A 12,841-nucleotide genomic window follows, 5' to 3' on the forward strand; every position below is an offset into this window, starting at 1 on the left:
GCATCACACTGCTTCCGTTTTTCTTCTAATATAGTTTGATAATAGCAGAAATACGGCCAAATAGGAGAGGAGAATCAGTATATTTTTCCAATTCGGCATGCTGCCGCGGACGATTTCCCAGGCACCGCTGCCAAAATGATAGGATGGCAGCCATTGGGCGATGGTTTGCATCACTTTTGGCATGATTTCAATCGGCATCCAGAGCCCGCCCGCAACGGCGAGCACCATATAAATGACATTGCTGATACCAGCAGCCGTTTCTACCTTTTTCATCATTCCGATTAACGTGCCGATCGCGAGGAATGGCAGCGAGCCTAGTAAAATCCATAAACCGCTGGCAATCCATTCAAAGGCGGTAAGTGAAACGTCATTGATGATTGCCCCCGCGAGAAAAATAATTGTAATCGAAAGCAGATGAATGACGCTTTGGCCAATCATTTGCGCCGCAAAATAGACGGTGTCGGAAAGCGGCGTGATGCGAATGAATCTCGACCAGCCTTGTGAACGCTCCTGCACCATGCGGATACCGAGCGTCATCATCGACGAACCCATCACACTGAACACCGTCATCGACATCAGGTAATGGGCCTGCCATTCTGCTTTGTTCGGAGCATTGGTGTTTACCACGTTTGTAAAAATATAATAGAAGAGAATGGGCATGACAAGGGACCAAAAAACAAAATATCGATTCCTTAGGATGCGGATTATTTCAACTTTGCACTGCATTTGAAAGGTTTTCATCTAAACGGCCTCCTTTGAGCTGCTTGTCAGCTGTTCGAACGCTTCCTCAAGCTTGCCGCGATCAATTTGGATGTCACGAGCACCGAGCTTTTCTTGAAAAAGCAGCTCTAAAACACAGTCTGTGTTGTTCGACTGGACATAGACGCGATTATTTTTTCGATAAATTTCATCGATTTCACTGTGCAGATACAGGCTTTCTAGTGATATTTCCGGGTCCACGATAAAGGAAACAGACTGCTTGGAAATTCTTGCTTTGATTTCTGCCGGCGTTCCGTCAGCGACGATTGCGCCGTCTTTAAAAAGTAAGATTCTGTTCGCGGCATCGTCCGCTTCCTGCAGGTAATGGGTCGAGAAAATAATGGTATTTCCTTGGTCAGCCAAGTGATGGACTGTCTCCCAAAATCGTTTTCTCGAGATCGTATCCATGCCTACGGTCGGTTCATCAAAAATGATTAGCTCAGGGTTGCCTGCGAGGGCAAGGGCAAAGCTTAAGCGGCGTTTTTGTCCGCCCGATAATTTTTCAGCCCGTGTTTTCAGGTCCTGGTCGGTTAATCCAGTTAGATTGATTAGTTCCGTTAAGGCGAGCGGGTGTGGATAATAGCTTCTAATCAGTTCAAGGATCTCGCGTACCTTTAACCCCTGCATCACACTGACTTCCTGGAGCATCGTACCGATCTTTTCGCGGACTTGTTTTTCTTGTGGGTGGCGGCCGAATAATTGGGCCTCGCCCGCCGTTGGTTTGAGCAGTCCTAAAATCATCGAGATGGTCGTTGTTTTCCCCGCCCCATTCGGTCCAAGAATCGCTACCACTTCCCCTTTTCCAATGGTGAAAGATACATTATTAACCGCTGTTTTATGTTGAAATGACTTTGTCACGTTTGTTAAGCTTACAATTTTGTTCATCTATCGAACACCTCCTGATTACTTGATTTCATTGTATGATTTTGGGGAGGTAAATTTTAGTAAGCAATGTCACCAAAATAAGGTGACAAATGTCATATTGTTTAGTGTCAGAAAGCTAAAGAAAACTCGCCGATTGGCGAGCCGTTAGGCGAAGACAGAGGCGTAGTTGCGCTTATGCCTGATAAGAAAGTTATACTTTCTTATCGGCAAAAAAGAGACCCCCATGAGTGAAGGTCCCTTCATTAGTTTTATTGGTGTGACTCCATTATTACTGTGCAGACATTACAAATGGTGTCAGGCACCATTAGTATAGTAAGTATTTTTCGCGGATGTCCATGAATTTTTCCAGCTCTGTCTGCCAGTTTGCTTTCATTTCTTCAATCGATTTTCCCGCTACGATTCCGGCGCGGATAGAGCCGTTGCCGACTAGGTTGTCGAAGAAGGAAATGCCGCTAGCGTTCGGTGCCCGGAATTGGAAGTCATTCGGATACATGTCATGGATGGTTTTGACTATAGTAAGTCCTGTTTCAAATGGCTTGTAGGCATTCCGGTTCGTTACATGGATTTGCACGCCATGGCTTAGCTTATTCACAAATTTCGATGTAGAAGGAATGAACGATGCAGCTCGGAAGGTCACTCCAGGTAAATGATAGGAATTCAATTTCGCAGCCAAATCATCACTATCAATAAATGGTGCGCCGATTAATTCAAACGGCCTTGTTGTCCCCCGTCCTTCGGAAACATTGGTTCCTTCAATTAGGCATGCACCAGGATAAACCAACGCTGTATCTAGGGTCGGCATGTTCGGTGACGGCATGACGAATGGTAAATCAGCGTCATCGTAATACATGCTGCGGTTCCAGCCCTCCATTTTTACAACTGTTAAATCAGCTCCAATGTTAAATTCCTTATTGAATAACTTAGCCAATTCCCCAACCGTCATCCCATGACGCACAGGGATCGGAAATTCACCGACAAAGGACGAGTACTTATCCTCTAGGACTGGTCCCTCTACCTTCGCGCCGCTAATAGGATTCGGACGGTCGAGTACGATGAATGGAATATTGTTTTCTTTTGCCGCTTCCATCGCTAACGCCATTGTGTAAATATACGTGTAGAAACGGGCCCCGACGTCTTGAATATCAAATAACAGTACATCGACATTGCTTAACATTTCAGGTGTCGGTTTTTTGGTTGCACCATAAAGACTGTAGACCGGCACCCCTGTTTTTTCATCAATATAAGACTCAACATACGAACCAGCAGGAGCGCTGCCTCGTACACCATGTTCCGGTCCATATAAGGCAGTCAGCTGTACATCCTTACTTTTATCTAGCAAATCTACAATACTCGTAAGCTCTTGATCAACCCCGGTCGGATTGGTAATCAAGCCAACGCGCTTCCCCTTAATTAAATCGAGGCGGTCCTTTAGCAACACCTCAACACCTAAACGGAACTTCCCGTTGTTCTTTTCTTTTTCCTTATCGTTTTTAGCAAGTGCCGCTGATACTGTCGAAAGGACAAGCAGCAGTGCTAGAATACCCGTAAGCCATTTCTTTTTCATCGTACTCCCCCCATTTTTGAAAAATTAAAACCCTAAACCATGGTCAAATCCGTATAATACGCTGCCATCCTGGTTGAAAATCGTTACCGGAAGTTTGGCAGTTGGCTTATTTATGCCGAAAATGGTGTTAACCGCAGCCTCAAAGCTTACATTCTTTGTCCCATACTGTGTTAGATAGGCATCTGCATTTGGATAGGCCATAATATCATAGGGATTGCGAAGCCCCACACCAATAACAGCTGCGTCTGTTTGATCAATCATTTGATTGGCGAGCTGCATAATGCTGGCAGACGGTAATCTGCCGCTCACTGTAGAAGTATTGGTTCCGACAATGATATATTTTGCTGATTTTGCAATAGCCAAATTGGCAGCTGAAAGCGGTGCTGCAGTATTAATAACGGTTACGTTTTGATGGTGTTTTTGAACTTCAGCTAGTAGAGTAGGGGCGCTTGAACCTACGACCACAATTTTATCTTCCGCAGCTGCCTTTAATGGCAGAACACCGCTATTTTTTACAAGGGTAATTGATTTAGCTGCTGCTTCTTTTTCTACCTGTAAATGTTCCGCCGATCTTGCAACCTTTTCAGCATTGGCAATTTTTTCATCAAGGCTTTTTTCGACTTCCGCCTTCACGATCCCGCGATTTAATTTCAGTGTTAAAATCCGCTCAACGGACTGATCGATTCTTTCGATTGAAATATCCCCTGAGTTCACGGCATCATATAGTCCATTTGCTACCGATTCAAGCCCGACAGGCATTAGGACAATATCCGTTCCCGCTTTTACTGCACGAACAGCTGCATCTACCGGACCAAAATGATCGGAGATTGCCTGCATGTTCATGGCATCTGTCACAATCACACCCTTAAAGCCCATCTCTTCGCGCATAAGACCCGTTAGCACTTTGTGTGATAATGTGCCTGGAATAGCAATTTCCGTGCCATCTTTTTTCGAAATGGCTTTCGTGCTATCGATTTTTGGAAACGTAACGTGAGCTGACATTACCGCATCAATACCGGCATCCATTGCCTGTTGGAAAGGATATAATTCTACCTGTTTCAAACGGTCCATATCATGCGGCACCTCAGGGATGCCTAGATGTGAATCGGTCGCAGTATCGCCATGGCCAGGAAAATGCTTTGCCGCTCCTGCTGTGCCCGTATCATGTAATCCTTTAATATAGGCGTTCCCCAATTTTGCCACTAGCTTTGGATCCTCGCCGAATGAACGAACGCCGATCACTGGATTATCCGGATTGTTATTGACATCAAGAACAGGTCCAAAGTTCATATTGATGCCAACAGCGTTAAGCTCTTCACCTATCGCCTTGCCTACCTTTTCGGCTAATTCTTCAGACCTTGAGGCTCCAAGCGCCATGTTTCCAGGAAAGTCGGTTCCAAATTGTAGGCGAGTAACGATTCCACCCTCTTGGTCAACGGAAACCAAGAGCCCATACTTTTCCGCAGCCTCTTGATATGCAGATACGAGCTTCGTTGTTTGCGCAGCTGTTACCGTGTTTTCACGGAACAATATTACTCCGCCAAGATGATATTTTTTAACAAGCGCGGCGATTTCATCATTCATTACCGTGACATTTTGCCCCTTCCAGTTTCGGAAGTCCGGCATCAACATTTGGCCTACCTTTTCTTCCATGCTCATCTTGTTGATTGCCTGGCCGATGAGGTCATAGCGTGATCCCATTTCTTTATCCACAAGGATTTCACCTTGATTTCCTTTAAATTGTATCGCAATTCGATCGGTGTAGCTGCCATCACTGACAGAGATAAACGTTTTTCCATTGTGTCCTGATAGGGTTACTGCACCATCTTTGACAGCGGCGATATTTTTATTCGAAGATTTCCAGGTTAGATTCTCCGAAGCCAGCTTAAAGTGACCGTCTTCATACACATTTAGGGCATTCAACTGAATGGTGTTGTCTTTCACTTCTCTTGTCACTTGCGGAACATTCAAGTCAATCACTAGATCCTTAATTCCTGAAGCTGCGGTTGCCCCTGCAAGTGGAATCCCCGTTAACAAAAGGGCAAATCCCAGAAATGAGGTGATAAATAGCTTGAAAAATTTTCGCATGGTTTCTCCTCCTCTATTTTAATAGTCTCTTAACTGCCAATCGTTCTGTGTAAAGGTTAGCGGGGTTGAATCAAGTTTCGGATTCAAGATATACCAGCCCCGGCCGTTATTGGCTGTGTCTGTTTTATACAGAAAGCGCAGTTTTTCCGCTTCTTTTGGAATCGCTACTTCTTTTTGCTCCCAACCATTGCTTGTACCGGTGAATTCGGCAGCTTTTTTCCACAAACCATCTTTAAAAATTTCAACGGTACCGAAGTCCCATTGGTATTCGGTCATATGCCATGTACTAAACGTCAATTTTGCATCTTTCTGTAAATGAAGATCTGCTTCCATGACGCGGTTCAGCTTATCTCCATATCCGGCAAACCAAGCTGGTCCCTTCCCTGGAATCGAAACTGGAATGGCATCCGCGACCTGCCTTGCAAACAATCTTCTTGTTTGATTCGTTGACACGGTTGTTCTGCTTGGATGGACACGGTTTGTCAGTAGAATCGCCACAGTTTTATTGTTCGGACTCACGACAATCGACGTTCCCGTATAACCGGTATGACCAAAGGAATAAGTACCTTCAGAGAGGGCATCCATATACCAGCCTTGCCCAAGCTCCCAGCCAAGTCCATGGTCATTGCCCGGGTATGCTTCATTTTGATTCTCTAGTAATAGTTTGACCGTTTCTGGTTTCAGGATACTTTTTCCAGCATACTTGCCTTCATTGATGAAAATGTGTGCAAGCTTTGCAAGATCTTCAGCTGTAGAAAAGACACCGGCATGGCCTGCCACCCCATCAAGCGACCAGGCATTCTCATCATGTACTTCGCCCCAGACAAGGCCGCGATTTGGTGTAGATTGATATTCCGTCGCAGCAATCCGGTTTTTCAAGGAGGCCGGCGGATTATACATCGTGTCCTTCATCCCTAAAGGTCCCGTAATATGCTCTTTCACAAATTCATCTTGGCGCTCTCCGGATAACTTCTCTACCAGCGCCCCTAAAGTAATCATGTTTAAATCGCTGTACTCATAATTGGTGCCGGGAGGATTTTTTAATGGCTGCTCGAAAACCAACTGCAGCCTCTCGTCGCGCGAATTCCCTTTCGTATAGAGCGGAATCCAAGAGACGAATCCAGAGGTATGAGTTAATAGCTGTCGAATGGTGACGTCCTGTTTGCCCTTTGCAGCAAATTCTGGAATATACATTGCAACCGGATCATCTAATTCGAATAATCCTTTTTCAAAAAGAATCATCACAGCCGTGCTTGTAAAAATTTTACTAACAGATGCAAGGTCAAAAATGGTATCCTCTTGCATCGGGATTGGATGTTCCATTTCGGTAAACTTGCCATCGCTGTATTGCGCCGAATTCCCATATGCCGTGTGTTTAACAATTTTTCCGCCCCTGGCCACAAAGGCAACAGCACCGGGCATGACTTTTTCTGAAATAGCTTGGTTTAGGATCTGATCGATTTTCTGAAGCGGTGCTGTTACCATGCCGGCACCTTTTGCTGAGCTAGGATGAAGAACGCTTGAAACTGGGATCAAGGTTGAATTCCACGTGAAAACTGGATGAGGTTTCTCTGATGCGAAAGGACTGCTTTTTTCTTGTTTTTCAATCGTTGGAACAATCGTTGTGTCATTGCTGGCAAAAACAGTGCTGGTTCCAAAAAAAACAGTGCAAATGGAAGAAATGAGTAACGTTTTTCTTTTCATAAGTCCCCCTTAAATTATGATTGATTCTATTGTAAACGCCTGTTATGTAAGGAAAAATGGCAGCGTTTGCAACTACTTTAATCATATATGGGGCATTTATGGTCGTCTATGCCACTTATATCCTATACAGTCCTATTCTCGACGTTTTTATAGGTATAAGGGAGTGTATCAATGGAATTATTTTTTAAAATTTCTTACATTTTTTTAAAATTTTATTTCAATAACATAAATTTTTTAAAAATCCAGTGGAAGGGCGTCATTTGTTTTACCCTCGGTATATCCACAGATTAAAAGAGGATATCCACATGCATATAGCAGTTACCAACAAATTTTTGAGGATATCCACAAATTATCAACAGTTTTTTTGTCGTTTATCCTCGTTCATAACTTATAGTGAATTCTATCCACATTAAGCACCCTTTTTATCCACATTTTGTCTAAAAATATCCACAATTCAGGTTATTTTATCCACATTTTTTTCACACCCTGAGGATAACCCCTATGTTACCACAAAAAGGACCTAGAAATAAATTCTAAGTCCACTTTTTTACCCCTTGCTAGGCTCCTTTACATTCCGGCTGGTTCCTCCTTTTTTGACAATCTCCTTAAGTTCACCTTCATCCCCTTTTGCGTTAATGATCTCCATAATTTGATTCAAACCTTCGCTAGTTTTATCTATTTTATCATTCAAAAAATAGCCTCCTTTTTCTTATAGAATAACCGTTTTTCTTGGTTATTATTTAGCATTGACAAGGTGTTAATATTACTTTGCTCACTAATTCACAAAATGTTCACTACTGGCTTTATTCAGAGTGACCTGCATCACTTGGGGGTTTTTTACATGAGCTAAAATGAAAGCGTAATCATCAAACAAAATAATAGGGGTAAATGGGGGAGATTTAAAATGGGTAAGGTAGTGAAGTTTGCAGCCATTATCGTTTCATCTGTCATGGTATTAAGTGCTTGTGGTAAAGTGGATCTTTCAAGTGAAAAAGAGGTTAAGGCCCAATCTAACAAGAGTGCAGCTTCAAATGTTATCGCACCCCATGAGCATCTGAATCAAAAACCAACTCCAATTAAAATGAATCGAATCGGTGAGCATGAAGTCAACATCGAAATGACTTCACAAATTACGGATATAGAAATCTCTAAAGGCGATATGTATAAAGCCTGGACCTTTAATGGTGAAGCACCAGGACCTGTCATTGTCGTGAACCAAGGCGATAAAATTAATTTTACGTTAAAAAATATCGATCCGGCCATCCCGCACAGCATGGACTTTCATGCCGTCCATGCCGCACCATCAACAGATTTTGCTAACGTTATGCCTGACGAAACCGGCACATTCAGCTATCCGGCTAACAATCCGGGAGTGTTCATGTACCATTGCGGAACGAAGCCCGTTCTCTCACATATTGCCAACGGAATGCACGGGACGATTATCGTCAAACCTACTAGCGGCTATCCAACTGATTCAGAAGTCGACCGCGAATTCGTCATTGTCCAAAATGAGTGGTATAAATACAATGATTTAAACGATTTTACAAATGGAGTCCCTAAGAATGTTGTTTTTTCAGCCAAGGCTTTAAAAGATGGAGATATTAATACGAACGGCACAGTTGGTGCACTTGTCGATAAACCGCTGCTTGCGAAAGTCGGCGACAAAGTGAGATTCTACGTGATGAACGTTGGTCCAAATGAGGTTTCAAGCTTCCATGTTGTCGGTACTATGTTTGATGATGTCTATATGGATGGCAATCCGTTTAATCATTTTAAAGGAATGCAAACAATCATGCTTCCGGCCAGCGGCGGTGCTGTCATTGAATTTACGGTCACGAAGGAAGGCAGCTACCCATTTGTTACCCATCAATTCAATCATGTTCAAAAAGGTGCTGTCGGTATCTTGAAAGTTACCCAAGACGGACATGATGATGGCAGTGAGGTTATGTCACATTGATTGTTGAAGATCAGTCGGCGTCGGGTTTGATACCCGGCGCTTTTTCTATGGTCTGTGCCTTGTTGCAAGAAGATTTATGTCGAAAATATACTTGGACACCCTGACAATTTTCTTCTATTTTTACTTCTAGTATTTGTTATTCTTTTAGAAAAACTAGATGGGGGGACAAAAATTAATAATGATCTCTCTACAATAAAAAGCCTAGGTAAATTCCTAGGCTTCTCCTTTTTGCGAAACACATTTAGCTGGCATCGCTTACATTAACATTCCTATTTCAACCGCTTTACTATTATGATACGTCGCTTTAACCTTTAACTTCATTCTCAGCCCTTCATCAAGACAGTCTTGCTGCAGCAATTCATGGTGTCGGTGCTGGAAAACGTGATAATAATATTTGCCCCTAATAATCATCTTCAACACATGAAAACCTCCTCAATCGTTGGTTTACATAAATCGCATGAATTAGTCGTGTTCGGTAACTGGCGAGCATCGTCGTTAAACATTAGCCCCTATAGTTTTGCGTCACCATCTTTCAATGGTTTTGCCGTTTCGTACGATTTATGGGTTTATAAAAACTATAGGCAAATTTATTTAAAATTACTAGAGCCAATATACCTAAAGTAATCTAAATATTTCGTTAAATCAAATTGCCCTAGAGGGTGTATCGAGAGCCATTTTGGGTATGTAACAGGTGATGAGCTATATTTTTATGATAGGTTTTAAAGCTTTTAATAGTGTCCATGATAGTAAGGTAATGAATTTAATAAAAAGGACGTTTACTATGTCAAAACTAACTCTACTAATAACTTGTTTACTCGTGATGGTACTCCTCATAACAGGATGTTCATGGAAAAATTATTTTGCGCCAAATGACGGGAAGACATTTAATCATCCGCCTGTCCCTGCCGATCAGCCTTCAACAGACTCCGACTTAGATAAGAAACGCACTCAGACCGACACCGGTATACAGGTTGTCACCAATCCGGATATAATCCCTGTTCTTGTGAACAAGCAAAATAAGCTTCCTGATAATTACAATCCAAGTGATTTGGTTGATCCTGACATCCCTTTTATTTTTGAAAAGAAATTGGATAAGCGAAAAATGCGGGCTAAGGCCGGGGCCGCCATCGAAAAATTATTTGCCAGGGCAAAACAGGATGGTGTGAGCCTTCTTGGTGTTTCAGCCTTCCGATCACGTGAAGAACAAGCCTCGTTGTTTAATCACTACGTTCATACAGATGGGTACGAAGCAGCAATAACCTATAGTGCGGTTCCCGGAACAAGTGAGCATGAAACAGGCCTTGCCATTGATGTAACGGGCGGCAATGGAGAATGTGCAGCAGAGGATTGTTTCGCCGGTACCCCTGAAGCGGACTGGCTCGAGGACCACGCAGCGGATTATGGCTTTATCATTCGCTACCCAAAAGGAAAAGACACTATAACCGGCTACCAATACGAACCATGGCACCTCCGTTACGTCGGAAAAGCCATCGCCAAAGAAATCATGACCCGCGGCATCACCCTAGAAGAATACCTAAGCACAGCACCAGTAAACAACTAGTGCATAGGAGAAATGGTGCCTGTCACCCTTTGTGGACACTTTCCGTGTGGGGTGGACAGTTTTATGGGACATGTTTAAAACGGAGGCCGCTTGCTGCTATGTTTTTGCAGCGAGCGGCCTCCGTTTGTTATTTCTCTTTTATTTCCCTTTTATTTCTAGCAGTTTTAGTCTTAGGTCGTTTTCCATGTTGGCCAGTTCTTGTTCGGCGAGGCGGCGCTTGTGGCGGCCTTCTTCTTGTATTCGCATGGTTTCTTCGAGCGTGGAGATAAGACTTTCCTGAGTTTTCTTTAATGTTTCAATATCCACGAGGCCGCGCTCGTTTTCTTTCGCTGTTTCAATTGTATTGGTCTTCAGCATTTCTGCATTTTTCAATAGAAGCTCATTGGTAGTTTTAGAGACCTGCTTCTGTGCCTCCACTGCATGGCGCTGGCGAATAAGTGTCAGCGCAATGGCGACTTGGTTTTTCCATAGCGGGATCGCTGTCATAATCGATGATTGAATTTTTTCCACCAGCGCTTGGTTCGTATTCTGAATCAAGCGGATTTGCGGAGCACTCTGAATCGTAATTTCACGGCTTAATTTCAAATCATGCAAACGCTTGTCTAAACGGTCAGCAAACTGAATCATATCGTTGACCTCTTGAAATTTCATTTGGTCGTTTGCGGCTTCAGCTGCTTTTTTCAACTGCGGGATCGTCTTCGTTTGTATTTCTTCAAGCTTGATTTCACCAGCGGCAATATAAATGTTAAGAGCATGAAAATATTCTTTATTGGTCTCATACAGCTGTTCGAGCAATTTGATATCAGACAAAAGGACATTTTTGCTGCGATCGAGCTTTACACTAATCCGGTCAATTTGCGCCCCAGTTTTTTGATATTTGGAAAGCACCTCTTGAAGCGAGCCGGAAATTTTTCCAAACATACGTGCAAACAAGGATGGCTTCCCATCCTTTAGTTCATCCGGATTGACCTCATCAAGTCTTTTCATTAAATCGCTGATAATTTCTCCGATTTCGCCTACATCTTTCTTCTGAACATGTTCAAGCATCGCATGCGAGAAGGATAACAGCTTTCCTTGGGCTTGGGTGCCATAGAGGATCATCGCTTGATGGTTGGTTGGATCAATTTGTTCGGCCAGCTGGTAAGCTTTGGCCTTGTTTTCTTCCGGGATGACGTCAATTAACTTAACGGGCTTCACTTCGCCTGCTTGTGTTTGCGGAACCGGATCTTTTGCAAGCTCAAGCTGATCGCCAAACGGATTGGCAAGTATATCATCTAATAAATCTCCAGATTTTTGGATTGGGTTGTTTTCACTCATTTTAGCCACCTATTTTCTTCAGGGAATTTAGATTCTTTTTTCTTCTTAATGGAATGCTTTGCGACATCAATTTCAAAATTTAATGTATCAAGGTCATTGGAAATCACATGATACAAATCCTCTTCCAATACCTTTGTGAGTTCATTTAATGTCCTGCGCGTTTCAATCAGGGACTGACCCATTTCCATATTTTGCTTCGGCTGAGAAGATAGAAAGCTATATTTTTCTGTCAGCTCGACAAGCGAGTCTAAATGGGAAAAATAAAATTCCTCCGCCTTGTAAAAACGCTTCGGTTCTTTCATCGTCATCTTGTGAATTTTCTTTGTAATTCTGTGGATATCTATTCTTTGTTTGACAGAGGAAATATCCCGTATCTTGAAAATACTCTTGTTCAAGCGATTGATTTTCTGTTTTGCCTCCGCCAAATTTTTCTTAATGTAGCGGTATTCTTTTCGTGTCAGCTGATGCTTTTTTAGATAGCTGGTGTTCATGAACACCGCTAGGATTAGATAGGTCAAGCCCCCTCCAAGAATTGCAAAAGCTGTAGAAGTCCAGAATGGTTGAGCGAATAGAAAATAGCATAAAAGCCAAGTGATCCCCGTAATCGGGACGGCGGCAAAAGAGCGAATCAGAAATGACAAAATCGGGTTCATAATAAATCGACTCCTGACTTAATAATCCTTTATATTCATACGAATAAAGGTGAATGATTGTTTCACTTTTTCTAAAAATAACAATTTCAAAAGAAAGTTATTTCCAACTTACTACTTCCACAATACACGAAAAAACTCCTGCCTGCCATAGACCACAAACCGAAACAATTCTAAGACTTGAGACGTATTTTTAATGCCTTTTTAATGCTTTTCAATGCCTTCATGTTGTTTTTGGTGTCAGGCACCATTCGTGGACATTTGTCTGCCTAGGGTGGACGGTATTGATAGCCTATTATTTGTAGAATTGTTATATATGGGCTTTTACCCAAGAGGAATATGAATTATTACATAGG

11 protein-coding genes and 1 riboswitch are annotated in these 12,841 nt (G+C 42.7%); of the genes, 2 read left to right on the forward strand and 9 right to left on the reverse strand.

The window, feature by feature from the left end; genetic code table 11:
* Positions 1-3: 3 nt before the first annotated feature.
* The 6 genes from FAY30_RS20995 to FAY30_RS27290 all read right to left on the reverse strand — a co-directional run bounded on the left by FAY30_RS20995 (position 4) and on the right by FAY30_RS27290 (position 7,691).
* Positions 4-741 (reverse strand): ABC transporter permease, encoded by a 738-nt coding sequence (locus FAY30_RS20995; protein WP_149871692.1) that lies wholly within the window; start codon positions 739-741, stop codon positions 4-6.
* A complete protein-coding gene (locus tag FAY30_RS21000) occupies positions 742-1,644 on the reverse strand; it encodes an ABC transporter ATP-binding protein (RefSeq protein ID WP_149871693.1) in 903 nt (300 codons plus the stop codon).
* 304 nt (positions 1,645-1,948) lie between these two features.
* On the reverse strand, positions 1,949-3,208 hold the full coding sequence (locus FAY30_RS21005) for an exo-beta-N-acetylmuramidase NamZ family protein (protein WP_149871694.1): 1,260 nt from the start codon (positions 3,206-3,208) through the stop codon (positions 1,949-1,951).
* Between the two features lie 24 nt (positions 3,209-3,232).
* On the reverse strand, positions 3,233-5,296 hold the full coding sequence (locus tag FAY30_RS21010; protein ID WP_149871695.1) for a glycoside hydrolase family 3 protein: 2,064 nt from the start codon (positions 5,294-5,296) through the stop codon (positions 3,233-3,235).
* 18 nt (positions 5,297-5,314) lie between these two features.
* Positions 5,315-7,000, reverse strand: coding sequence for a serine hydrolase domain-containing protein (locus FAY30_RS21015; RefSeq protein ID WP_149871696.1), 1,686 nt, complete (start codon positions 6,998-7,000; stop codon positions 5,315-5,317).
* Between the two features lie 547 nt (positions 7,001-7,547).
* Positions 7,548-7,691: a hypothetical protein gene (locus tag FAY30_RS27290; protein WP_190284713.1), complete on the reverse strand. Its 144-nt coding sequence runs from the start codon at positions 7,689-7,691 to the stop codon at positions 7,548-7,550.
* Positions 7,692-7,904: 213 nt separating this feature from the next.
* On the opposite strand from FAY30_RS27290, the gene FAY30_RS21020 reads away from it, so the two are divergent.
* The gene (locus tag FAY30_RS21020) at positions 7,905-8,957 is read left to right on the forward strand and encodes a multicopper oxidase domain-containing protein (protein ID WP_149871697.1); all 1,053 of its coding nucleotides are present in this window, start codon (positions 7,905-7,907) and stop codon (positions 8,955-8,957) included.
* Positions 8,958-9,212: 255 nt separating this feature from the next.
* Here the strand turns inward: FAY30_RS21020 and FAY30_RS27295 are convergent, their stop codons facing one another.
* Complete coding sequence (locus tag FAY30_RS27295) at positions 9,213-9,377, reverse strand: hypothetical protein (RefSeq protein ID WP_190284714.1); 165 nt, start codon at positions 9,375-9,377, stop codon at positions 9,213-9,215.
* A gap of 51 nt (positions 9,378-9,428) precedes the next feature.
* Positions 9,429-9,513, reverse strand: a riboswitch (cyclic di-GMP riboswitch).
* A gap of 225 nt (positions 9,514-9,738) precedes the next feature.
* Here FAY30_RS27295 and FAY30_RS21025 point away from each other — a divergent pair.
* Positions 9,739-10,518 (forward strand): M15 family metallopeptidase, encoded by a 780-nt coding sequence (locus FAY30_RS21025; protein WP_149872803.1) that lies wholly within the window; start codon positions 9,739-9,741, stop codon positions 10,516-10,518.
* A gap of 138 nt (positions 10,519-10,656) precedes the next feature.
* Here FAY30_RS21025 and FAY30_RS21030 read toward each other — a convergent pair whose 3' ends face one another.
* The gene (locus FAY30_RS21030; protein ID WP_149871698.1) at positions 10,657-11,835 is read right to left on the reverse strand and encodes a toxic anion resistance protein; all 1,179 of its coding nucleotides are present in this window, start codon (positions 11,833-11,835) and stop codon (positions 10,657-10,659) included.
* The gene (locus FAY30_RS21035) at positions 11,832-12,488 is read right to left on the reverse strand and encodes a 5-bromo-4-chloroindolyl phosphate hydrolysis family protein (protein WP_149871699.1); all 657 of its coding nucleotides are present in this window, start codon (positions 12,486-12,488) and stop codon (positions 11,832-11,834) included. Before FAY30_RS21035 ends, FAY30_RS21030 begins: the two co-directional genes overlap by 4 nt.
* Between the last annotated feature and the right edge of the window lie 353 nt (positions 12,489-12,841).

This window comes from Bacillus sp. S3 (assembly GCF_005154805.1).
In the GTDB taxonomy this organism is placed as follows: domain Bacteria; phylum Bacillota; class Bacilli; order Bacillales; family Cytobacillaceae; genus Neobacillus.